At 57.8% G+C, this 22,506-nt stretch carries 17 protein-coding genes and 2 pseudogenes; 12 read left to right on the top strand and 7 right to left on the bottom strand.

The features are described from left to right. The first annotated feature begins 122 nt into the window (after positions 1-122). The 3 genes and pseudogenes from V8Z78_RS12000 to V8Z78_RS11990 all read left to right on the top strand — a co-directional run. On the top strand, positions 123-2,195 hold the full coding sequence (locus V8Z78_RS12000; protein ID WP_349731426.1) for a peptidase domain-containing ABC transporter: 2,073 nt from the start codon (positions 123-125) through the stop codon (positions 2,193-2,195). 116 nt (positions 2,196-2,311) lie between these two features. Next, a complete protein-coding gene (locus V8Z78_RS11995; RefSeq protein WP_349731425.1) occupies positions 2,312-3,487 on the top strand; it encodes a TolC family protein in 1,176 nt (391 codons plus the stop codon). A gap of 85 nt (positions 3,488-3,572) precedes the next feature. Next, a pseudogene (locus V8Z78_RS11990) lies at positions 3,573-4,241 on the top strand (Rossmann-fold NAD(P)-binding domain-containing protein); the annotation flags it as partial. A gap of 18 nt (positions 4,242-4,259) precedes the next feature. Here the strand turns inward: V8Z78_RS11990 and V8Z78_RS11985 are convergent. Further along, entirely contained in the window at positions 4,260-6,134 is a 1,875-nt protein-coding gene (locus V8Z78_RS11985; protein WP_349731424.1) for a hypothetical protein, read from the bottom strand. A gap of 126 nt (positions 6,135-6,260) precedes the next feature. Beyond that, positions 6,261-6,966: pseudogene (locus V8Z78_RS11980) on the bottom strand (YebC/PmpR family DNA-binding transcriptional regulator). 187 nt (positions 6,967-7,153) lie between these two features. Here V8Z78_RS11980 and V8Z78_RS11975 point away from each other — a divergent pair. Beyond that, positions 7,154-8,296 (top strand): PQQ-dependent sugar dehydrogenase, encoded by a 1,143-nt coding sequence (locus V8Z78_RS11975; RefSeq protein WP_349731423.1) that lies wholly within the window; start codon positions 7,154-7,156, stop codon positions 8,294-8,296. Positions 8,297-8,303: 7 nt separating this feature from the next. On the opposite strand, the gene V8Z78_RS11970 is transcribed toward V8Z78_RS11975, so the two are convergent. Continuing rightward, entirely contained in the window at positions 8,304-8,729 is a 426-nt protein-coding gene (locus V8Z78_RS11970) for a virulence factor MviN (protein ID WP_349731422.1), read from the bottom strand. 134 nt (positions 8,730-8,863) lie between these two features. Here V8Z78_RS11970 and V8Z78_RS11965 point away from each other — a divergent pair, with 134 nt between their 5' ends. Both V8Z78_RS11965 and V8Z78_RS11960 read left to right on the top strand, forming a co-directional pair. Then, on the top strand, positions 8,864-10,093 hold the full coding sequence (locus V8Z78_RS11965; protein ID WP_003062748.1) for a spore maturation protein: 1,230 nt from the start codon (positions 8,864-8,866) through the stop codon (positions 10,091-10,093). A 15-nt stretch (positions 10,094-10,108) separates the two neighbouring features. Further along, positions 10,109-10,729, top strand: coding sequence for an HD domain-containing protein (locus tag V8Z78_RS11960; RefSeq protein ID WP_003062747.1), 621 nt, complete (start codon positions 10,109-10,111; stop codon positions 10,727-10,729). 37 nt (positions 10,730-10,766) lie between these two features. Here the strand turns inward: V8Z78_RS11960 and V8Z78_RS11955 are convergent, their stop codons facing one another. Together V8Z78_RS11955 and V8Z78_RS11950 are read right to left on the bottom strand one after the other, a co-directional pair. After that, positions 10,767-11,690, bottom strand: a complete 924-nt coding sequence (locus V8Z78_RS11955) for an amino acid ABC transporter substrate-binding protein (RefSeq protein ID WP_280008450.1) — start codon at positions 11,688-11,690, stop codon at positions 10,767-10,769. A gap of 82 nt (positions 11,691-11,772) precedes the next feature. Next, the gene (locus V8Z78_RS11950) at positions 11,773-12,198 is read right to left on the bottom strand and encodes a VOC family protein (RefSeq protein ID WP_057092589.1); all 426 of its coding nucleotides are present in this window, start codon (positions 12,196-12,198) and stop codon (positions 11,773-11,775) included. Between the two features lie 197 nt (positions 12,199-12,395). Here V8Z78_RS11950 and V8Z78_RS11945 point away from each other — a divergent pair, with 197 nt between their 5' ends. Further along, positions 12,396-13,283 carry a LysR family transcriptional regulator gene (locus tag V8Z78_RS11945; protein ID WP_057092590.1) on the top strand — a complete coding sequence of 296 codons (888 nt, stop codon included), beginning with the start codon at positions 12,396-12,398 and terminating at the stop codon, positions 13,281-13,283. Positions 13,284-13,307: 24 nt separating this feature from the next. Here the strand turns inward: V8Z78_RS11945 and sbcB are convergent, their stop codons facing one another. Continuing rightward, positions 13,308-14,747, bottom strand: a complete 1,440-nt coding sequence (gene sbcB, locus V8Z78_RS11940; protein ID WP_349731421.1) for an exodeoxyribonuclease I — start codon at positions 14,745-14,747, stop codon at positions 13,308-13,310. Between the two features lie 642 nt (positions 14,748-15,389). Here sbcB and V8Z78_RS11935 point away from each other — a divergent pair. Continuing rightward, complete coding sequence (locus V8Z78_RS11935; protein ID WP_349731420.1) at positions 15,390-16,346, top strand: AEC family transporter; 957 nt, start codon at positions 15,390-15,392, stop codon at positions 16,344-16,346. 413 nt (positions 16,347-16,759) lie between these two features. Beyond that, the gene (locus V8Z78_RS11930; protein ID WP_343483898.1) at positions 16,760-18,493 is read left to right on the top strand and encodes a methyl-accepting chemotaxis protein; all 1,734 of its coding nucleotides are present in this window, start codon (positions 16,760-16,762) and stop codon (positions 18,491-18,493) included. A 425-nt stretch (positions 18,494-18,918) separates the two neighbouring features. Here the strand turns inward: V8Z78_RS11930 and V8Z78_RS11925 are convergent, their stop codons facing one another. Beyond that, positions 18,919-19,863, bottom strand: coding sequence for a GlxA family transcriptional regulator (locus V8Z78_RS11925; RefSeq protein ID WP_003062738.1), 945 nt, complete (start codon positions 19,861-19,863; stop codon positions 18,919-18,921). Between the two features lie 116 nt (positions 19,864-19,979). Here V8Z78_RS11925 and V8Z78_RS11920 point away from each other — a divergent pair, with 116 nt between their 5' ends. Genes V8Z78_RS11920 through V8Z78_RS11910 form a run of 3 tightly spaced genes read left to right on the top strand, consistent with a single transcriptional unit; the run spans position 19,980 to position 22,398 of the window. Then, on the top strand, positions 19,980-20,780 hold the full coding sequence (locus V8Z78_RS11920; RefSeq protein WP_179626413.1) for an SDR family NAD(P)-dependent oxidoreductase: 801 nt from the start codon (positions 19,980-19,982) through the stop codon (positions 20,778-20,780). Positions 20,781-20,801: 21 nt separating this feature from the next. After that, positions 20,802-21,935 carry a thiolase family protein gene (locus V8Z78_RS11915; protein WP_349731419.1) on the top strand — a complete coding sequence of 378 codons (1,134 nt, stop codon included), beginning with the start codon at positions 20,802-20,804 and terminating at the stop codon, positions 21,933-21,935. Positions 21,936-21,981: 46 nt separating this feature from the next. After that, positions 21,982-22,398: a PaaI family thioesterase gene (locus V8Z78_RS11910; protein ID WP_039050580.1), complete on the top strand. Its 417-nt coding sequence runs from the start codon at positions 21,982-21,984 to the stop codon at positions 22,396-22,398. Positions 22,399-22,506: the final 108 nt, after the last annotated feature.

Here is a 22,506-nt window from a genome sequence, read left to right as displayed (position 1 = left end):
ATTTTAGCCAAATTAATCCAGAAATTCTTTAGAGATTAATAGATCCTATATTTTCCGGGTTACATTTTCTTCAAATGCCTCTGTACTGAGGCATTTGAGTTTAATAGAAAAAGAAATACAACATGCATTCATATCTCCAATCGGCTGCATCTGAGTGCGGATTGGCATGCCTTGGCTACATATCATCAACATATGGCAAGGCATATACGATGGCCGAGTTACGGTCAAAGTATGCGTTATCAACTCGAGGCCTTACATTGGCTGGCCTTTCTAAGCTGGCAGGCTTATTTGGATTCTCCACCAGAGCGTTACGTTTGGAGATAGATGAAATAAGTCATCTATCATTACCATGCATAATCCATTGGGAGATGGTTCATTTTGTCACTTTAGTTTCAGTAAAGAAAAATAGAGTCGAAATATTTGATCCAGCCTTAGGAATGAGAACAATTTCAAAGTCCGAGCTTTCTGACTCATTTACAGGAATTGCACTAGAGCTAACTCCCAATATTACTTTTGAAGCCAATAAACCTCCGGCTCCGTTGAAATGGCATCAACTTACAGGAAAAGTTAAAGGTTTAAAATCGAGCCTTGGCCGGCTGCTGCTATTAGGTGCCAGTATTCAACTATTAGCAATGCTATCTCCCATGTTTACACAATGGGTCGTTGATGGTGCGATAATATCAAATGATAAAGAATTACTTATAGTTTTAGCGCTTGGTGCTATATTGATGGGGATATCCAAGATATTCATGGAATCCGCACGTGGATGGTTTGCAATATCTCTTTCAACTCAGTTTTCTGTTCAGTGGGCAATGAGGATGAAAAATCATCTTCTGAAATTACCACTTAAATGGTTTGAGGTGAGGCATATTGGAGATATTAACGCTAAATTTCAATCAATACAGTCAATACAGAACACCGTTACTGGTAAGTTCATAGATGTTATTTTTGATGGATTATTCTCAATAATTACACTTGCATTAATGACTGTTTACTCATGGAAGCTGACAATAGTCGCATTGGTTTCTGCAGTAATCTATTCTTTGTTAAGAATATTTCCTCATAAATTTTATCACAAAATAAATGATGAAATAGTCTCTCTTGATGCAAAAGCCCAAACTTACTTCATAGAGAATATTCGTGGAATTCAAACCATCAAGCTAAATAACATTGAGCAATTGAGAGGGGAAATATGGCAAAACAGTATTATAGATTCCTCTAACAAGAAGATTTATTCACAGTTAATGTCTCTGTTTTTCTCCTCCGGCTACAGCACAGTCTTTCTTATCGAGAGTACGATAATTTTGGGCTTTGGTGCATTGATGGCGATGGACGGAGAAATTACGGTTGGTATGTTAATGGCATATCTAGCCTATAAATCAGATTTTTCCGGCAGAATGCAAAGACTAACTGACAATATCATGTCAGTTAGAATGCTTAGGTTGCACGTAGATCGTGTTGCTGACATAGCATTAACTACCCCAGAAAATACCGGAGATATTTCGGCATTGAATTACGACTCCGATTCTATAGATAATATCCCGCCTAAGATAACTCTGAAAAATGTTGGATTCAGGTATTCGGATGATTTGCCTTGGGTTTTTAGAAATATTAATTTAGTAATAGAACCAGGAAAGCATATATGCTTTCATGGGGTTACTGGGTGTGGGAAAACTACTCTTGCCAAAGTAATATTAGGCCTTTTAGAGCCCACAGAAGGAGAGGTGCTGATAGAGGATACTCCAATACTCTCTTTTGGCATTCATCGATGGAGGGAGATGGTTTCAGCAGTTATGCAAGACGACCAGTTGTTGTCAGCATCAATAAAAGATAATGTCTCGTGCTTTTCTAGTGAGATTAGGGTTGAGAAAATAACAAAAGCACTGAGAAATGCAGAAATGAAAGATGATCTTTCATTAATGCCAATGGGAATTAATACTTTTATTGGAGAGATGGGAAGTAATTTGTCTGGAGGCCAGAGACAAAGAATAATGCTAGCGAGAGCATTTTGTAAAAACCCGTTAGTTTTGGTTCTTGATGAGGCAACTAGTCATCTAGATGTAAAGACAGAGGAGCGCATTAGTAGTACCATCAAATCACTTAATATAACAAGAATCACTATAGCTCATAGAAAAGAGACAATTGCATCTTCTGATATAAATATCCCGTTTAATGAGCTGGCTAATGAAAATTAAAATAATATTAGTATTATTGTTCTGCGCTTTTTTCACAAAGCTAACCCAAGCATCAACTCTTGGGGATATTATCATTTGTGGATTTCAAGAAAATAATGAATTCTTGTCGGAAAAATATGCATCTATTGCTCGAGAAAAAAAATTCTCAGCAGTTAAAAAAACAAGTTTTCCCTAAAATTGACTTCTCATCCGCGGCTGAGAGGTCTAACTCAAAAATAGACATCTCAAATATAAATGTTGATAGAGACTCATCAACATATACAGCTGGTGTCCGACTTACAGTTCCAATATACAATTCAAGTGCACTAATTGCTTATAAGCAATCTCCAATACAGCAAAAAATTAGTGAATATGAGTTTCACTCTGCCAAGCAAAACTTCATTCTAAAGACAATAAAAACATATATAGATAACCTTACAGCAAAAGAAGAATTAAATATTCTTCTTCACGATGTGGACTTATCCTTTAAACAACTAAAAGAAGTCGAGTTCAAGTATAAAGAGGGAGTATCTACTTCGGCTGACCTGCTTTCCGCCAAATTGCGATACAGCTTGGCTAAAATAGCAGCTAATAAAGCCAGCTCTAACATTAGCGTCACAAATAACGATATTAAGACTATATGTCAAAAGGAAATTTCTACTGATGAATCTATTTACATTACAATTAATTCTGATTTAGTAAAATTTTCGGTGGAAGATGCATTAATTGATGTTGAGAAAAATAATCCTGATTTATTAAAGTTAAACGAGGAAGTAAATTATTCGCTCTTAGATGTAAAAAAAGCTGAAAGTGAATATTACCCGACAATAAATGGTATTGCATCATATCAATGGAAAAATTACCCTAACGGCTCGAATGACATATATGACAGTAGCAAAGGGGTTCGGCAAGCAACAATTGGCGTGCAACTTTCAATTCCCCTATACTCTGGAGATTCTACTAGTTTGAAAATTCAGGAAGGTATGGCGCTATCAGATAAAATTACAAGAAACTACCATAAGAAGCGCGATGAAATAGAATCAATGCTTCGATCAAATTTTGAAAAACTTCACTCTGCACAATTAGATCTTCTAGAGGCAGAAAAAGCTGAAAAACTTGGGTACGATGCATTGACTGCTAATAAACTCGGTTACTCAAATGGAGTGCGATTATTAACAGATGTATTGATGTCGCAGGAGCAGTTGTTTAAAGCTCAACACCAGAAAATACTTGCCAAGCAAGTAATCGCTATGAGCGTAGCTTATATTCTATTTGCAAAAGGTAGTTTGAACAGTATATTTTCTTCAAGTTAATTAGTATATGAATATATTTTTAATATGGAAGAATTATTAATTCCTTTTGCCTGACTACACAAGCCACTCTCAACGCCTTGAGTGATACTGGTATCCGCAGAACGCGCAGCTGCAGACCGAGCAGACCGCATTCGCTCCCGTGGGGCGCAAAGGCCGGGTGCGCGCCGCCATGGCCGAGATGGTGCTGTCCGAGATGGCACGCGGGGAGATCCCCGTGCTGATCGCACGGGCGCCCGAGTTCTACGGCCCGGCCCAGACGCAGAGCATTACCAACACCTTGGTGATTGACAGGCTCAAGGCCGGCAAGACACCACTGGCCCCGGTGCGAGACGACCGCCTGCGCACCCTGATCTGGACCCCCGATGCCAGTAGGGCTCTGGCCTTGCTGGGCAACACGCCCGATGCTTATGGCCAGACCTGGCATCTGCCATGCGACGATACTCGCCCCAACTACAAGCAGCTGATCGACTGGGCCAGCCAGAGCTTTGGCCGCTCTTCCCGGTCTTCCCGCCATCACCTGCTGCCCCGCTGGGTACTGAGCGCAGCCGGCCTGATCTCCAAGCCCGTGGCAGAGCTGCGAGAGCTGCTGCCCCGCTATGCCCACGACAATCTGTTTGACTCCGGCAAGTTCAAGCAGGCATTTCCGGGGTTTGTCGTTACCAGCTACCGGCAGGGGCTGGCGCTGATTGCCGATGAATTTCATAGAAATCAGCAGCAATCCTTTGCCCAGCCTTCAGAAGCAGCTATCAAATAAGCATCGATAGTTAAAAAGCTACCAGCTCAGCGCCTGGGCCAGCTGCTCGGCCCGGGTTTGCTCGCGCGGGCTTCCCACCGAGGCGCGCAGGATGGCACGGCTTGCACCCTGGTCAACGATCCAGAAGACGACGTGCTTGATGGGGGTTGCGCCCGACCTGCTCTCCTGCGGGCTCACTTCAAATGTCCATTGGCGGCCTTCAGGCCGGCGGTCCCTGGAGCGCGTCGGCGCAGTGAAGCTGCGCTTTTTCAAGCTCCCGGCCTTCAAGCGGAACTGCTTTTCCAGCGCTGCACGCAGCAGCTTTTCCTGCGCTTCGTCGGACTCGGGGATCTTCAGCTCCGTGGTCAGACCCAGTTGCTGCCCGGTCATCAGATCGCGGTACATCACGCGCTGCGAATCCTTAGGCTCTTGCAGATGAAAGCCCGCCGCACGCATGGGCAGCACCATGCCGGTGTGCCGGTTTTCCAGGTCGGCCACCTGCGGGTCACTGGCCTGCACCCAGATGTTCTGCAGCCCGCCAGCATTGCGCAGGTACTGGCGCATCAGTCGCGCGGCATCGGCGTCGCGGCCCTGCCGCGCCGCCAGCTCGGCCCCATATTGCTGGGCCAGGTCCACCAGCTCGGACTCCAGCCTGAACAGGCTGACATAGGGCCAGGCCTTCAGTGCCTGATCCAGATAGCGGCCAGCCTCGGCTTGCTGACCGGCCTTGAAGGCCGAGATCCCAGCCACTGTACTCAGGCGCGCCAGCTCGGCAGGGAACTGGGCATCGGCCAAGGCCGCGCGGGCCAGTTGACCGGCCCTGGGCCAGTCTTCATCGACCCGCCAGGCATGACTCACCTCGCGCTCCTGGCGCGGTAGCTCTGGCGGCAGCTCGGGCGCTTTGGGCCATTGCATGGCCTGCCACAGCTGGGGCAGTTGCTGCAGTGCGCTGTCACGCTCGCTGTCCATTTGCTCGGCGTGCAGGCTCAGTTTCCAGTTGCCGCGCACCAGCCCCCAGTCCAGATGCAGGATGTCGGGCCTCCCCTCTTCTCTTTTCTCGCGGCTGGCCTGCTGGCTTTGCACAGCGTCGCCGAACGGCAGGGCCGGTAGCCTCAGCCCAGGCTCTGGCGTCTGCTCGCTTGCAAAAATGCCACGCTCCTGCTGCAACGACTTCTGCTTGGCTGCAGCGTCCATGTCTTTCAGACCATCGTCATAACCGAGCCGCATGCGGACCCGCAGGCGCCTGCCATCGGGTTTCAGATAGACGTACTCCAGGCTCGCGACATCCTTGCGATCCTTGGTCGGCTCCAGCTGGACCAGCACCCAGCGCCCCTGCACCAGCGGCACGCTGAGCTGTGCGGCCTGGTAGTGCAGCTGCTGGTCTGCCGTATTCCACTGCCACAGCGGCCCAAAAGCCTTGGACTCCTGCTTGAGCGCCTGCAGATAGCGAGTCAGTGCGCCTTGATCGCCGGCCATCATGGCGGCCGTCAGACCGCGCTGTATCAGCGCCTGCATCTGACCGCTGACCGGGTCGTAGCCCTCGGCCGCGGCCAGAGCCATCATCCGGTCGGTCTGCAACACGGCCTGCGCATACTGTCCCTGCTGATAGAGCAAGGCGTAGAGCAAACCCGATGCATCGAGCTGTTCGTAAGGATTGCCGCGTGGCAGCGTCATGTCCAGCAGCTTGCGCGCCTGGGCAACGGCATCGTCCCAACGCTTGCCCTGCGCGGCCTCGACCACGGCACGGCGCTGCTTGAAAAAAGGCGAATCCTGTTCGGCAGGCGAATCCGCCTGTCGCGCAACCCCCGTCTGCCTTTCAGGCTCGGCCGCCTGCGGCGCGGGGCCCGACAGCAGCAAGACCACCGCCATGGCAGTCAGAGAAACAGGCGCGGGGATGCGAGGCAAAAAATACATGAAGGCAATCCACAAGGCAGTTCAGCAGCCTTGCAGTATAGAAAACCGCTGCCTGCCCGCAGGCCAGGGGAAAGTCAAAAAAAAAGAGCGGCCCAGGGCCGCTCTCTTTGCCAGACGGCAATGACTTCAGTCCACCAGACCGGCGTAGACATGCTGCACGTCGTCGTCGTTTTCCAGACCGGCCAGGAATTCCTGCACTTCTTCCTGCTGCTCGGCAGACAGGCTGCTCATGCTGATGGGGTTCTTGGCCTTGTAGCCCAGCTTGACCGACAGCACCTTGATGCCTTGCGCGGGCAGAGCCTTGCTCACGGCGTCCAGATCGGCAATATCGGTAATGAACAGCGTCGTGCCTTCTTCTTCACCGGGCTCGAAGTCCTGGGCGCCAGCTTCGATGGCGGCCATTTCGACGTCGGCGCCGTTTTCAGGCTCGCCTTCGATCATGCCCACATGGTCAAAATCCCAGGCCACGGCGCTCATCTGGCCCTTGCGGAAGCAGACACGCATATTGGGAGCCGTGCGATTGGGATTGTCGGTCAGGCACTCCACCATCACGGGCACGCGATGGGGGGGCATAGCCTTCAAACAGCACGCTGGAGTAGTTCACGGCGTCGGCGCCAACGCCGGCCCCCTTCTTGATGGCACGATCCAGCGTGTCCTTGGGCATGGAAGCCTTGCGGGCCGCTTCCACCGCCATGCGCAGGCGCGAATTGGCAGCAGGGTCGCCGCCGCCCAGACGTGCTGCAACCATGATTTCCTTGACCAGCTTGCCAAACAGCTTACCCTTGGCATCGGCGACCAGCGCCTTGCCCTTTGCTTTCCATTGCGCGCCCATGGCTGCGTTCCTTGTTGAATGTTGTCAAAACCCGCGCTATGCACACGCAAGCCGCCCGCCAAAACATCGGCGAGCAAAAGCCGGATTTATACACCTGCACGCAATCTTTTGTCGGCAAACTGCATCAAGTCCGGGTCATAAATACAGGCAAACAGCAAGCGATTGACCGTCCACCCAGGAGGAAAAAATGCACCGCATCACCATTCACGCCCTCGCTTGCAGTGTGCTGGCCCTGCTCGGCTCGCAGGCCCTGGCTGCCGCCGAGCTGAGCACGCAAACGATGGCAACAGGACTGGAGCACCCCTGGGCACTGGCCTTTTTGCCGGACGGACGCTATCTGGTCACGGAGCGCCCCGGCCGCATGCGCATTGTGGAGACTGGTGGCAGGCTCAACGCACCTCTCAAAGGCCTTCCCGCCATCGCCGCCGCCGGGCAAGGCGGCCTGCTGGACTTGGTGCTGGACAGCGACTTCGCCAGCAACCGCCAGCTCTATTTCTGCTTCTCGGAGCCGGGGCAAGGTGCGGACAGGGGCAAGAACAGCACGGCCCTGGCCAAAGCCCGGCTCTCGGCCGACGCCAGCGCCCTGGAAAACGTGCAGATTCTGTTCAGCCAGCGTCCCAAGATCGATTCGGCCCTGCACTTCGGCTGCCGCATCGTGGAACGCAAAGTCAACGGCAAACCCGACGGCTCGCTGTTTCTGACGCTCGGAGAGCGCTACAAGGCCATGCAGGAGGCACAGAATCTGCAGACCCATCTGGGCAAGATCGTGCGCGTCAACAAGGATGGCAGCGAGCCTCGCGACAACCCCTTTGCGGGCAGGCCCGATGCGCTGGCCGAGATCTGGAGCTATGGCCACCGCAACAGCCAGGGCGCCGCACTGGGGCCGGATGACGAACTCTGGATGACAGAGCATGGCCCGCAGGGCGGCGATGAACTCAACCGCATCGAGCCGGGCAAGAATTACGGCTGGCCCGTCATCACCTATGGCGAAAACTATGGAGGCGGCAAGATCGGTGCCGGCATCACCGAAAAGACGGGCATGGAGCAACCCCGGCATTACTGGGTACCGTCGATTGCCACCTCGGGGCTCGCCTATCTGAGCAGCGAGCGCTATGGCATGGCCTGGAAAGGCTCCTTCATCACGGGTGCACTCAAGGCCATGCAGCTGCAGCGCCTGCAGATTGCCGATGGCAAGGTCACCGCCACCGAAGTGCTGCTGCCGCGCCTGAGCCAGCGCGTACGTGATGTGCGCCAGGGACCGGACGGTCTGCTGTACCTGCTCACCGATTCATCCAATGGACAATTGCTGCGTGTGCTGGCAAAGCCTTGAGTTCGGATCAGCGCAGCACGCCGCGGCTTTTGAGCCAGTAGAAATAGCCCACAATGCAGAACCAGAAGATGGCCTCTCCCAACCACAAGCCCAGCGACAGCATATCGACCTGGCTGCCGAGCCTGCTGACATACCAGAACATGCCAGCCTGACTGACCACGCCGAGCACCACGTAGAGAACGCCCAGCAGCAGAGCCGCACCATTGCGCGTCCACAGCAGCCACACCAGCGTGAAGCACATGGCCGAATTCAGCGCCAGCATGGCCTGCAGCACCAGAGCCCACTGGATCCTGGCACCAGTACGCCAGCCGTCCGAAAAATCGGCCTCCAGCAACATCCATCCGCTCATCAGGCCAAGAAAACCGAACAGACACATCAACAGGGCCAGCCCCTTGCCATAGGGCTGCTCCCAGAGAACTTGCTTTGCTGTCATCCGTCCACTGTCCCTGTCTGATTCAAAACATCTGAGGGCCCGCCATGCTCTCCCGGGCAACCAAGGAGCCACAGTGTGCCATTGCTGCCCCGGTTTCGCGCCACAATCGGCTGCAGTACAGAACAGGCGCTTATATGCTCAATGCCTTGTGGCTCGGTTTTTTTCTCGTGGCAGCGGCAGCTGCGCTCGCGCAGTGGCTGCTGGGCGGTCAGGCAGATGTGTTCTCGTCCATGGTGCAGGCTCTGTTTGCCATGGCCAGGCTGTCCGTCGAAGTGATGGTGCTGCTGTTTGGCACGCTCACGTTGTGGCTGGGCTTTCTGCGCATTGCAGAAAAAGCGGGCGTGGTCGAATGGCTGGCAAAAATGCTGGGCCCGCTGTTTGCCAAGCTCATGCCCGAGGTGCCGCGCGGTCACCCCGCACTGGGCCTGATCACGCTGAACTTTGCCGCCAACGGGTTGGGGCTGGACAACGCGGCCACGCCCATGGGCCTCAAGGCCATGCGCGCTCTGCAGGAGCTGAACCCGAAGCCCGACACCGCAACCAATGCGCAGATCCTGTTTCTCGTGCTCAATGCCTCGTCACTGACGCTGCTGCCGGTCACCATCTTCATGTACCGCATGCAGCAGGGTGCGGCCGATCCGACGCTGGTCTTTCTGCCGATTCTGCTGGCCACTTCCGCCTCTACGCTGGTGGGCCTGTTCAGCGTCGCACTCGTGCAGCGGCTGCCCCTGTTCAGTCCCGTTGTGCTGGCCTATCTGGTGCCCGTGGGGCTGGCGCTGGCAGCCTTCATGGCATTTCTGGCCACGCTCAGCGCGGCGGCGCTGGCCCAGCTTTCCTCGCTCATGGGTAACCTCACGCTGTTTGCGCTGATCGTGCTGTTTGTGGGCCTGGGCGCGCTGCGCAAGGTGGCCGTGTACGACAGCTTTATCGAGGGGGCCAAGGAGGGCTTCGATGTGGCCAGGAACCTTCTGCCCTATCTGGTCGCCATGCTCTGCGCCGTGGGCGTGTTTCGCGCCTCGGGGGCACTGGAATATGCGCTGTCGGCTATCCGCTGGACGGTGGACGTTTTGGGCATGGATGCCCGCTTTGTCGATGCCCTGCCCACGGCGCTGGTCAAGCCCTTTTCCGGTAGCGCGGCGCGCGCCATGCTGATCGAGACCATGCAAAGCCAGGGCGTGGACAGTTTTGCGGCTCTGGCTGCAGCCACGATTCAGGGCAGCACCGAAACCACCTTCTATGTGCTGGCCGTGTACTTTGGTGCCGTGGGCATTCAGCGCGCGCGCCATGCCGTACCCTGCGCACTGGTGGCCGAGCTGGCCGGCGTGGTCGCCGCCATCGTGGTTTGCTACCACTTTTTTGGTTGATATCCTGGAAGCAGCATGACCGCTTCAGATCATCTCTTCGAGCGCTCCTGGCTGCGTGCCTGGCAGACGCTTCACGCCACACCGCCCCAAGGCCTGAAGCAGGCCCTGCTGGCCGCCTATGCCGAGCCGCAGCGCCACTATCACACGCTGCAGCATCTGAGCGAATGCCTGGCGCATTTCGAAACCGTGGCGTACCAGGCCCGGCACCCTGGCGAAGTAGAGATCGCGCTCTGGTTCCATGACGCCGTCTACGACGTCAAGGGCAAAGACAACGAGCTTCGCAGCGCACGCTGGGCGGCCCAAGTCCTGGGCAACAGCGGCGTGGACGAGGCCGCTTGCAGGCGCGTGCAGGCCCTGATCATGGCCACCTGTCATGAATCCACGCCCGAAGACGATGAAGCCCGGTTGCTCGTGGACATCGACCTGGCCATCCTCGGTGCCGCCCCCGACCGGTTTGCCGAGTACGACTCCCAGGTGCGTGCCGAATACGCCTGGGTGCCGCGCCCCATCTATGCGCTCAAGCGCAGGCAGGTGCTCAAAGGCTTTCTTCAGCGCAAGACCATCTACGCCACCTCGCACTTCCACGCCCTGCTGGAGCAGCAGGCCCGCAGCAATCTGCAGCGGGCCGTGGCCTAGGACGGGCGGGCGTCGTCATTCGCGCCATGGCCTGACGCTATTGCGTGCGGCCCACCACGAGGCGCACCGCCGCATAGTCCTCCAGCGGCTTGTCGCTGGGAGCGGCCCAGGCAGCGCGCGTCGCCTCCGATGCGGGCAGATTGATGGCTACTCCCGTCGGCGGCACGGGCTTCATGAACCACTTGTCGTAGAGCGCGGCCACTTCGCCGCTGGATGCCATCTCGCGGATCTGGGCGTCGAACAGCTTCTTGAATTCGGGCGACTTCCTGTCCAGCATGATGGCAATGGGCTCCACGCTGAAGGGCTCGCCCACGATGGCGTACTGGCCCGCATCACGCAGCCGCGACAGTCCCGACGCCAGGATCTGGCCGTCCGCCACGCAGGCATCCGCGCGGCCCGTCTCCAGCAGGATGAAGCATTCGGCATTGTCCTTGGCCATCAGCACATTGAAGTCCACGCCCTTTTCCTTGCTGAAGCGCCTGAGCAGGGTCACAGCCGTGGCGCCCGTGGTCGCGGCCACGTTGCGCCCCTTGAGCTGTGCCACCTCGGTGATGCCCGAGTTCTTGCGCACTGCCGTGCGCACCTCCTCCATGTAGACCGTGGGTGCGAACGCCACCTCCTTCTGGCGCGCCGCATTGTTGGTGGTGGTGCCGCATTCCACATCCACCGTGCCGTTGGCGACCAGGGGCACGCGGTTTTGCGCCGTCACCATCTGGTAGCGAATGTCCAGCCGCGGCAGCTTCAACTGCTGCTGCATGCGTGCCAGCGCCTTCTCGCACAGCTCCACATGGAAGCCCGCGTACTTGCCGTTGCCCAAGGTGTAGGACATGGTGCCCGAGGCCTCGCGCACGCCCATGGTCACCACGCCCGTATCCCTGATCCTGTCCAGCGTCTCGGCCTGCGCTGCGCCGGCCAGGCAGGCTGCCGCACCCATGACGATATGGCTCAATATGACTTTCATCGTTCAATCCTTTTTGTTCTTGCCTGGAGAAAAACACCGCTTTGCGGGCGCTGCGGGAACAGGCCCGGACGCAATTCACCGCCTACTTGGCGAACAGCTGACTCATGTCCTTGAAAGCCTTGAACTCCAGCGCATTGCCGCAGGGGTCGAGCAGGAACATGGTGGCCTGCTCGCCCACCTGGCCCTTGAATCGGATGTAGGGCTCAATGACGAATTCGGTGCCAAAGGACTTGAGGCGCTCGGCCAAGGCTTCCCATTGCGGCCATGCGAGCACGATGCCGAAGTGCGGCACCGGAACGTCGTGGCCGTCGACTGGATTGGTGTGGGCGCTGTCCTGGGAGGTGGTCTTGGGATGCTCGTGGATCACCAACTGGTGGCCGTAGAAGTCGAAGTCCACCCACTGCGTGCTGGAGCGCCCTTCGGACAGGCCGAACACTTCGCCATAGAAACGGCGTGCCGCGGACAGGTCATACACGGGAATGGCCAAATGAAAGGGAGACAGGCTCATGGGGAAACTCCGGAAATCGTTATGGGGTCGAGTCAAGGGTCGGGAAAAGCCTGCAGGCAAGGCCTGGTTGCGTTGGACCTCGATGCCCGGCGTCGCTGCGGGCCCCGGCGCATGCCTGAGACTGCAGCCATCGTAAAAAACCTTGATAAAAAACAAAATCAATATATTTTTTCCAAATACACAAATAAAATTTATTAATGTTGAAAGAGCTGAACACCTTCATCGCCGTGGCCCGCGAAGGCACCTTCGCCGCGGCGGGCGACCGGATAGGCTTGACCCAGGCTGCCGTCAGCGCACAGATGCAGCGCCTGGAAAGTGAATTGGGGTTCGCCTTGTTCGACCGCATAGGCCGCACGGCCCGTCTGAACAAGATGGGGCAGCAGGTGCTGCTGCAGGCGCAGGAACTGCTGCGTCTGTACGCCAACCTGGGCTCTTCGGCACAAGGGCAGCCCGCCAGCATTTCAGTGCAACTGGGCTCCATCGCATCTCTGCAGCGCTCCCTGCTACCCGATGCGCTGGCCAGACTCCACCAGCAGTTCCCCCAATGCCGCACACGCATCATTCCCGGCGTATCGCTGCAGCTGATGAATCTGGTGGATGCGGGCGAGCTGGACATGGCCGCGCTGATACGCCCGCCCTTTGCGCTGCAAAGCGATCTGCGCTGGACGGCGCTGGCGCACGAGCCCTTCCGGCTGCTGGTGCCGCGCGCAACCCGGGGCGACGACTGGGCCGAGCTGCTGGCCAGCCAGCCCTTCATACGCTATGACCGGACCTCGTTCGGCGGCCGGCAGGTGGACCGTTTCCTGCGCGGCATGCACTTCACGCTGAAGGAAGTGTGCGAAGCCGACGAGCTGGAAGCCATCGTCAAGCTGGTGGCCAACGGCGTGGGCGTGGCCCTGGCGCCCCAGACCACGGCGCAGCGCCGCTGGCCCGCGGCCGTGCGTGCCATCGACCTGGGGGCGCACACCTTCCACCGCGACGTGGGCCTTGTACATCGCGCAGAGCGGCACCTGAGCGAGCCGGCGCGGGTGCTTATCACCCTGCTCACCAAGCTTGCCCGGCGCGCCCTGCCGCAGGAGCACTAATGCGGCTCAGTTGACCGGCGGTGCTCAGCCTTCGGGAACCAGATTGCTGCCGTAGTCGTAGAGATCGCCCAGAATCTCCTCGCCGCGCTCGTCCACGGATTCCGACAGCGCATCGATCATGGTGAACATCTGCTCCGCCGTGCGTGCCCCGCCCTGGCCTTCGATCAGGCAGGCAGCGCGGTGTTGCTCCCAGCGCTGCTGCTCGCTGGCATCCAGCGTCTGCGGGAAATTGCGCGCACGGTAGCGCCAGACCAGCTCGGTCAGGCGTGCGTCATCAAAACCGGTCTTGTCCAGCGCCAGCTCCTGGGGCGAGAGTCTCTTGATGCGCTCCAGACGGCGGCGGTCCTCGTTGCCTACAAAGCCGCCATACAGATCCTGGTCGGCATCCAACGGCTCACCTGCCTCGCGCGTGAACACGGCCTTCCATTGCGCGCTCATGTCGGGCAGGTCGCGGGCAATCGCCGCATGCTGCATCGCCAGCTCCATGTCCACGCCCCATTTTTCGGCCATCGCGGGGCTCAGGGTCTTGAGGCTTCCCACCACCATGGGCGACTTGTTGACGTGGATGCTCTTGATGGGCAGGCGGGTCACGCCCTCGGGCAGCTCGGCCTGACGCGTGAACAGGCGCAGGCGCAGCTCTTCGATGCTGATGCCCGAAAGCTCGGCCGGGTCGGCCGCCAGATCCCAGCAGATGACTTCGTTCTTGTTGGTGGGATGGGTGGCCAGCGGCCACATCACGCCCAGACAGCCACGCGCGGGGCTGATCATGCCGGTCACATGCAGAAACGGGCGCGCGTGCTCCTGTGTGGCGGGCAGGCCCATCTCGCGCAGAGCGCCGTCCTTTTTATGCAGTCCAAAGGCAAAGTCAAACAGGCGCGGCTGCTTTTCGCGAATCAGTCGGGCCAGAGCAATCGTGGCGCGCACATCACTCAGCGCATCGTGGGCCTGCTCGTGCAGCAGTCCATTGGCGCGGGCCAGGTCTTCCAACCTGAAGCTGGGCGTACCGTCTTCCTTGGTCGGCCACTGAATGCCTTCGGGACGCAGCGCATAGACCATGCGCACCACGTCGAGCAAATCCCAGCGGCCGCAGCCGTTCTGCCATTCGCGCGCATAAGGGTCGATGAGATTGCGCCAGAACATGAAGCGCGTGATCTCGTCGTCGAAACGAATGGTGTTGTAGCCCACGCCCACCGTGCCGGCCTGCGCCAGCTCGGCCTCGATCAGCGCTGCAAACTCATGCTCGGCAACCCCTTCCTCCAGCGCCCGCTGGGGCGTGATCCCCGTGATCAGACAGGATTGCGGGTCTGGCAGATAGTCATTGGCCGGCTGGCAGTACCACATCACGGGCTCGCCGATTTCGTTGAGCTGGTCATCCGTGCGTATGCCCGCAAACTGCGCGGGACGGTCGTAGCGCGGCTGGGCGCCAAAGGTTTCGTAGTCGTGCCAGAAGAAGGTATGAGCCATGGGCCCGAAGTATGCCTGCGAACCGGCACGGCTTGCGGCTCAGTCCCATCAACTTAAAGCCTTTCTGGCCTTCAGCGCCTTTGGATAAAGCGAAAGCAGCTATCAATATGATTGTTTGAGCTATTCCCAATTCAAACCAAATTTGTGCAGCCGGTCTGCAGCGTTGACCACGGCCTTTTGCTGGCGCGACTGGTCAAGGACATCGATGCCGTCATGGCCGCCCAGACGGACCTGGTGGAAGTGCTCCATCCCCTCAAGCAGGTGATCTGCGTCAAGGGTTGAATGAGGCGGGAACATGGACTCACACCTCATTGCCAGAAAGGAGATCCATCGTGCAAACCATTGAGCAGAAAGCCATTCCGGGTGCATACCTGCGACTGAATGTCAGGCGCGCCACCACACCGCAAACAGAAGCACGATATGACGGTGCTGCTTCCCCGTGAATCGGGCAAGCATGGCAGAGGCTTCACCTCGCCCGATAGCAACCAAGACTTGCTCATTTAGCAGGTTGTGCGATAGCGCACAGGTGAAGCAGGTTCCGAAAACGGGTGTGCGGAGGCGTTAAGCTCATCGCCCGAGAAGTGCGTATGCTCAAGCTTGGAGCAAGGTGCAAGCAGCGATTCGGTTTTGTTGGAGAGTTGAATGAATGGTTCCGCAATAGCGGCACTACTACCGGTGATTGCGTTGATCGGTACGGGGTTTGGCTTGGCGCGTGTCGGGCTGGTGCGGCAGGCAGCAGTCAAGGACATGTCCAACCTTGTGTTCCTATTGCTTCTGCCTTCACTGCTGTTTCGCACCATGGCTCAGGTCCATGTCGGCGAATTGGATTACCGTCCGATTGGCGTGTATTTCCTATCGGCCATCATCGTGTTCGTGACAACGATGCTGGTCTACGGCTTCAACACGCTGGCTGCGGCGCGCGGATTGGCCAGCATGTTCAGCAATGCAGCCATGATCGGCGTACCGCTCGTGGGCCTGGCCTTTGGCGAGCAGGGACTGGTGACGCTGTTCACCCTGATCTCGGTGCATGCCCTGGTATTGCTGACGGCCGCGACCATGGTGTTCGAGCTGGCATCCTCCCGTGAACAACATGCGGACGACACCCACAACAAACGGTCCATGGGGCGCACTGTCTGGCAGGCAGTGAGCAATAGCATCATCCACCCTGTGCCTTTGCCGATTCTGGCCGGCCTGCTCTGGTCATTGACAGGCTGGCCTCTGCCTGACGTTCTTGATACCTCACTCAAGATGCTGGGCTCGGCCATGGGTCCCATGGCGTTGCTGCTCGTCGGCATCACGCTGGCCTACACCAGGATTGGAGCTTACTGGCGACCCGCGATGCGCATCACGCTGGTCAAGTCACTGGTGCACCCACTTGTGTTTCTCGTCTGCGCCTGGACACTTCAACTGCGCGGCCCGGCCATGGGCGTGATGCTGATCTGCTCGGCCTTGCCTGTGGGTGCCAACGCACTGCTCTTCACCCAGCGCTACCGGGTTGCCGAGGATGAGGTGGTGGCCAGCATTGCCCTCTCCACACTGCTGGCCCTGGTGACCATGCCGCTGCTGCTGATGCTGCTGCACGTCCTGCATGGGACATAGTCATCAAGGTAGTCCTTCGCGTATATCCACCCTGATTCAATCGGAGTTCGGTCTTGCCCTGCCGACGCATGGCACTCCGGCATCGGCTGAAACATTGCAGTGAACCGGTCAGGAGCCGGCCAGCGAAAGTTGGAGCAGATCTCGACCTGTCCTGAAGAAAAGCTGGGCTTTGGCGTCCAGGCAGCTGCTCCAAGTGCAGGACGGGATGACGCAGATCAGTAGACAGGGAACAGCGCTCATCCAGTTCGGCAAAGTGGAAGAAGGCGAGGACTTGGGCTCTGTCGCTTAGAAGCTGCAATTACCCATAAAAAGGTGCCCCTGGAATTTTCAAAAAGTTACACTTTAAATGCATGGACACAAATTGACACGAGCTCTCAAACCGAAAACATTGGCTGCTAAAGGAGGCGCGCGAAATGGATCGTTTGAAAATTTCCACTCGGCTGACTTTCTCGTTCATGACATTGATGGTGCTGATACTAGTGCTGGGAGGGGTGGCACTTTGGGGGTCGTCGACTCAGCGCTCAGCCCTCACCGACATCACCCAGAAGCAAATCCCGATCATTCGCACGCTGAACACCATCACGGATGGCGCCAATGAACAGGCAATTCAGTTCCGCAACCTCGCGATCTTTTCCACGGAGACGCTCCAGGCCTCGGCACGTGCCATGATTCAGAAGACCCGCACCGAGCTGGCTGCAGAAATGGATTCGCTGGGCAAGCACACTCACTCCGGCCTGGGGCAATCGCTGCTGGAGGATCTGAAGCAGCGGCGCGTTGCCTTCCTCAAATCCGGTGATGAATTTCTTGGACTGATCGATCAGGGCCAAAGAGATGAAGCGCTGAGATTGCTGGAAACCCAGCTGCGCCCCAACCAGCTCGAATATCAGCGGGTCATCCGCAGCATGCTGGATCACCAGACCCAAAGCTCCGACGTGGCCAGCCAGAAAGCAGAAGCTGCTGCCGACAATCTGTTCCGGGAAGTGTTGGCGACAAGTGCAATCGCCATTCTTCTAGCGGTGACTCTTGCCATCACGATCACTCGCTCCATCACCCGCCCCCTGTCCCTGGCCATGGCAGCAGCCGACCGTGTGGCCAGAGGCGATCTCAGCGGCCAGATCACGGTGAAATCTCAGGATGAAACCGGTCAACTGCTGAGCGCGCTGCAACGCATGCAACACAGCCTCGTGAGCACGGTGTCGGCGGTGCGTGGCAATGCTCAGGGAGTTGCGTCGGGCAGTGCTCAGATCGCCATGGGCAATAACGACCTATCCAGCCGCACGGAAGAGCAAGCAAGTGCCCTTGAACAAACTGCTGCGTCCATGGAGCAGTTGAGTGCGACGGTCAAACAGAATGCCGACAACGCACGCCAGGCCAATCAGATGGCCGTGAATGCATCCTCTGTGGCTACACAGGGCGGTGAAGTGGTCGCAGAGGTAGTGGAGACCATGAAGAGCATCAATGAAAGCAGCCACAAGATTTCCGACATCATCGCTGTCATTGATGGCATCGCTTTCCAGACCAATATTCTGGCTTTGAATGCCGCCGTCGAAGCTGCCCGCGCCGGCGAGCAAGGACGAGGCTTTGCAGTGGTGGCAAGCGAAGTACGGGCTCTGGCTGGACGCTCGGCTGAGGCCGCCAAGGAGATCAAGCAGCTCATTACCACCAGTGTCCAGCGCGTGGAACAGGGTTCCTTGCTCGTGGACAAAGCTGGCGAGACCATGACCGGTGTGGTCACGGCCATTCGGCGCGTCACCGATATCATGGGTGAAATCAGCGCTGCCAGCCATGAGCAAAGCTCGGGCATGGCCCAGATTGGGGAAGCCGTCACCCAAATGGATCAAACCACGCAGCAGAACGCAGCCTTGGTCGAGGAAATGGCCGCTGCAGCCAGCAGCTTGCACAACCAAGCACAGTCGCTGGTCGAAGCGGTGGCAGTCTTCAAGTTGTCAGAGCACGAGCAACATGCCTCTGCCGCAATGCAGGCAGCGTCGGTCAACCCGACAAAACCGGTGACAGTGGCTAAGGTATCGGAGTCGCCTCCAAAGCCCCTCATGGCCACCAAATCCCCTGTGCTGCGTCGCCCGGTTGCTATCGCTGGAACACAGCAGGCCACGAATAAGAATGGCGATGACTGGGAAACTTTTTGAAGGAGCTTCCGAGCGGATCCGTGAGCAAAGGCGGTGAGGCGTCAAGCCTGCCGCTTTTTGAACCTATCGGTGTCGTTGCATAACTCAGTGCTTGGCAACAGATAGCGTAGACGATGAGCAACTCCACACACCAGGACCTGCTGCCAGTGGCTCCTTGGGAACATTACAACGGCCAGCCCTGCGTGATGCCCGCCAGCCATCACCTCTGACAGCAACTCTGTTTTTATTCGAGACGATGATAGATCGGGATTCTGGGGGAACCGCCTCCCCGCACTAGAGCAGACATCCAAGTACTCGCATATCCCACCGGCTGCGGCGGTACTTCGCAGTTCACAAATTGCCATCATGGCCAGTTGGCTCGGGGTCCGGCTGGTCGCTCCACGCAAGGTGCAAGTTACGCGTTTCACGGAGCGTGCACAGACGTTTTACAGTTCCACCCGAGCTTCGCGCCGTACGGCCTGTGGCGGCATGCCGAAGCCACGTAGGAAGGCTTCGCGCATATGGCGCCGGTCACGAAAACCTGTCTCCCGAGCAATCACCTCCAGCGGATGCCGACTGCCCTCAATCATCAGCCGCGCGGCTTCTAGCCGAAGGCCCTCCACGGCTTTGGCGGGGGACTGGCCCGTCTCGGCCGTGAACACCCGGCTGAACTGGCGCGGACTCAAGCTGGCAGCCTCGGCCAGCTCTTCCACACTCAGTGCTTGAGAAAGATTGCGCCGTGCATGCTCCAACGCCTGCTGGATACGGTCTGACTTGGGTGCCAGCTTGAGCATCTCCGAATGCTGTGACTGTCCTCCCGAGCGGCGCTGGTGCATGACCAGGCGATGTGCAACCGACCGTGCAACCTTCGCGCCCAGATCTTTTTCCACCAGCGCTAACGCCAGGTCGATCTCCGCTGTCATACCGGCAGAGGTCCAGATCGGTCCGTCGGCGATGTATATGCGGTCGGCCTCAATCTGCGCCTGTGGGTGGCGCTGCTGCAAGGCCTCGGCCCAATACCAGTGCGTGGTGGCGCGGCGCCCGTCAAGCAGGCCCGCGTCGCCCAGCAGGAAAGCGCCCGTGCACAGACCGGCCACGCGCCGCGCGGATACCGCCACCTTGCTCAGCAGCCGGATCAGTTCCGGTGCCGTAGCGACGTCCCTTGGAGTGAGGTTGCCCGCAACCAGCCAGGTGTCTGCCCTGCTGTGTGCGGTGAGGGGCTTTGCCTGCAATGCAAGTCCTGCCGAAGCTCGGGCCGTACCGCTCATCGCATAGGTCTCCACCTCATAAAAGGGCTTCTCCACCATCAGGTTGGCGAGTTCGAACACAGCCTGGGTGGCCAGCGCCATGACTTGGAAGCCTTCCGGCAGCATGTAACCGATGCGGTGCATAAGAAACGCCCTTTCCAATGTCCTTTTTCATGACTATATACGTCATTTACGACAAACCACGCACATCGCACCATTCAGGCCATGGACAACATCCATCAACCTCAAGGAGTTTCACCATGGCACAAACCCATCTCGGTACCGCCCTCATTACCGGGGCATCCAGCGGCATCGGTGCGCTATATGCAGAAAAGCTCGCTCAGCGTGGCTATGACCTGATCCTGGTCGCCCGCAACCGCGAACAGCTGAACGCGCTGGCGAGCAGCATCAGCACTCGCACCGGCCGTGCGGTAGAAGTCCTGCCGACCGACCTGAACGACCGCAATGAACTGGCACGCGTGGAAGAGCAATTGCGCACGGACGCCAGCATCACCTTGCTGGTCAACAACGCGGGCATGGGCACACATACCCCCTTGCTGCACAGCGACGTTGAAAAGATGACCCGCATGGTCGATCTGAATGCCACGGTGCCCATGCGGCTGGCCTATGCGGCGGCTCCTGGCTTCGTGGCTCGTGGACGCGGAGCGATCATCAACATTGCGTCCATCGTCGCCATCTCCCCTGAGACCCTGAATGGCGTCTACGGTGCCAGCAAGGCTTTTGTGCTGGCCTTCAGTCAGTCACTTCAGCATGAGTTGACCGACAAAGGTGTTCGGGTGCAGGCAGTGTTGCCTGGTGCTACGGCCACGGACTTCTGGGCCATCGGTGGATTGCCGGTAGAGAACCTGGATGCAAGCATCGTGATGAGCGCCGAAGACCTCGTCGATGCAGCACTGCTGGGGTTTGAGCGAGGAGAAAAGGTCTCCATCCCCTCGCTGCATGCTGGCGAGAAGTGGGATGCCTATGAGGCCGCACGCCGAGCTATGGCTGGCCAGTTGTCCAGCAACATCGTCGCCCAGCGCTACGCCGCCGCGCACTGACCATCGCAAGGAGCCCAAGTCATGAAAGCCGTTATTGCAGCTTATGCACGCTCGCCATTCCAATTCGCCCGCAAAGGCCGCCTCGCCGAGGTCCGGCCGGACACGCTGGCCGCCCAGGTTGTGCAGGCTTTGCTGAAGCGCTCCGACCTGGATCCTGCACTATTGGAGGATGTGATCCTCGGCTGTGCCTACCCCGAGGCCGCACAAGGCAACAATCTGGCGCGCATCGTCGGTCTGCTGGCCGGCCTGCCCGAAACCGTGGGCGGCATGACCGTGAACCGCTTTTGCGGCTCGTCGATGCAGGCCGTGCATATTGCCGCAGCGCAGATCGAGGCCGGCATGGGCGACGCCTTCCTCTGTGTGGGCGTGGAGTCCATGACGATGGTTCCGCAGGGCGGTTTCAACTTCTCGCCGAACCCCCAGTTACAGGCAAATACCGACGCCTATATTTCAATGGGCGAAACGGCGGAAAACGTGGCGCAGAGATGGGAGGTGACCCGCGCCGACCAGGAGTTGCTGGCACTGCAATCCCATCTAAAAGCCGCCGCTGCCCGCGACCAGGGTCTACTGGTCGATGAAATCGTGCCCATTCTTTTACCGGACGGGGAGCTGCTGGATGCCGACGGCTGCATACGCCCAGCCACCACACTGGAGGCCCTGGCCGGACTCAAGCCCGCCTTCAGGCCAGATGGCTTGGTCACGGCGGGCACATCGTCGCCGTTGACCGATGGCGCGGCGGCCGTGCTGGTCACCCGCGACGATTTTGCCGAACGCCATGGTCTGCAGGCACTGGCGCGCATCCGCAGCTTCGCGACCGTGGGAGTGGCCCCCGCGATCATGGGCATAGGCCCGATACCTGCCGCACGCAAGGCGCTGGCCCGCGCAGGTCTCACTGTGGCCGATCTGGACGTGGTTGAGATCAACGAAGCTTTTTCGTCGCAGGCGCTGGCCTGCATCCGAGACCTCGGCCTGGACATGGCGACCGTGAATATTGACGGCGGCGGACTGGCCATCGGTCATCCACTTGGCGCCACTGGTGCGCGTATCACAGGCAAGGCAGCGGCCTTGCTTTCACGACGGCAGGGACGATATGCCCTGGCCACCCAATGCATCGGCGGTGGGCAAGGTATTGCTACGGTGCTGGAGAGACCGTGAGCTCATATCGACAGAGACCAAGACTTCAACTCCACTCAAGGAAACCATGATGCTCCGTAGCACCGAAACCCTGGACAGTCTGCTTGAACGCCAGCGCGGCACACTGCCCGATACCTTTGGCGCGCGACCGCTGGCACTTGCAGAAGGCCGCATGACCATGGAGCTGACTATTGCGCCGTGGATGATGGCTCCCAATGGCTTTCTACATGCCGCCACGCAGGTGATGCTGGCCGACACCTGCGCCGGCTATGCGACCCTGGCGCATCTACCGGAGGGCGCGAAAGGATTCACGACACTGGAGCTGAAATCCAACTTCCTTGGTACTGCGAAGCAAGGAATCTTGCACGTGGAGGCCGTGGCCGAACATCTGGGGAGGACAACGCAGGTGTGGTCGGCCACCTTGTTCGATGACAAGGGGCGTAGGCTATCGCTATTCCGCTGTTCGCAGATCGTGCTCTGGTGACTGGCTCGTTGCCGCGCTTGAGTCGGCAGCCTAAAAACATCCGACAGAAATCGATGGTCCCCAGGGTGAAGACGGAGCGCAGCACGTAGGTCAGGCTTTTGCGGTGAC

The sequence above is a fragment of the Comamonas sp. wu1-DMT genome, from assembly GCF_040187805.1.
Taxonomy (GTDB): domain Bacteria; phylum Pseudomonadota; class Gammaproteobacteria; order Burkholderiales; family Burkholderiaceae_C; genus Comamonas; species Comamonas thiooxydans.
This window is presented reverse-complemented; position numbering and strand designations above follow the sequence as displayed.

Bases quoted from the DNA above. Each gene is read 5' to 3' on its own strand.
- V8Z78_RS11965 (WP_003062748.1), top strand. From the start codon at position 8,864: ATGCTCAATGCCTTGTGGCTCGGTTTTTTTCTCGTGGCAGCGGCAGCT.
- sbcB (WP_349731421.1), bottom strand. From the start codon at position 14,747: ATGGCTCATACCTTCTTCTGGCACGACTACGAAACCTTTGGCGCCCAG.
- V8Z78_RS11950 (WP_057092589.1), bottom strand. From the start codon at position 12,198: ATGAGCCTGTCTCCCTTTCATTTGGCCATTCCCGTGTATGACCTGTCC.
- V8Z78_RS11930 (WP_343483898.1), top strand. From the start codon at position 16,760: ATGGATCGTTTGAAAATTTCCACTCGGCTGACTTTCTCGTTCATGACA.
- V8Z78_RS11960 (WP_003062747.1), top strand. From the start codon at position 10,109: ATGACCGCTTCAGATCATCTCTTCGAGCGCTCCTGGCTGCGTGCCTGG.
- V8Z78_RS12000 (WP_349731426.1), top strand. From the start codon at position 123: ATGCATTCATATCTCCAATCGGCTGCATCTGAGTGCGGATTGGCATGC.
- V8Z78_RS11920 (WP_179626413.1), top strand. From the start codon at position 19,980: ATGGCACAAACCCATCTCGGTACCGCCCTCATTACCGGGGCATCCAGC.
- V8Z78_RS11985 (WP_349731424.1), bottom strand. From the start codon at position 6,134: ATGTATTTTTTGCCTCGCATCCCCGCGCCTGTTTCTCTGACTGCCATG.
- V8Z78_RS11995 (WP_349731425.1), top strand. From the start codon at position 2,312: ATGCATCTATTGCTCGAGAAAAAAAATTCTCAGCAGTTAAAAAAACAA.
- V8Z78_RS11915 (WP_349731419.1), top strand. From the start codon at position 20,802: ATGAAAGCCGTTATTGCAGCTTATGCACGCTCGCCATTCCAATTCGCC.
- V8Z78_RS11945 (WP_057092590.1), top strand. From the start codon at position 12,396: ATGTTGAAAGAGCTGAACACCTTCATCGCCGTGGCCCGCGAAGGCACC.
- V8Z78_RS11970 (WP_349731422.1), bottom strand. From the start codon at position 8,729: ATGACAGCAAAGCAAGTTCTCTGGGAGCAGCCCTATGGCAAGGGGCTG.
- V8Z78_RS11975 (WP_349731423.1), top strand. From the start codon at position 7,154: ATGCACCGCATCACCATTCACGCCCTCGCTTGCAGTGTGCTGGCCCTG.
- V8Z78_RS11925 (WP_003062738.1), bottom strand. From the start codon at position 19,863: ATGCACCGCATCGGTTACATGCTGCCGGAAGGCTTCCAAGTCATGGCG.
- V8Z78_RS11955 (WP_280008450.1), bottom strand. From the start codon at position 11,690: ATGAAAGTCATATTGAGCCATATCGTCATGGGTGCGGCAGCCTGCCTG.
- V8Z78_RS11935 (WP_349731420.1), top strand. From the start codon at position 15,390: ATGAATGGTTCCGCAATAGCGGCACTACTACCGGTGATTGCGTTGATC.
- V8Z78_RS11910 (WP_039050580.1), top strand. From the start codon at position 21,982: ATGATGCTCCGTAGCACCGAAACCCTGGACAGTCTGCTTGAACGCCAG.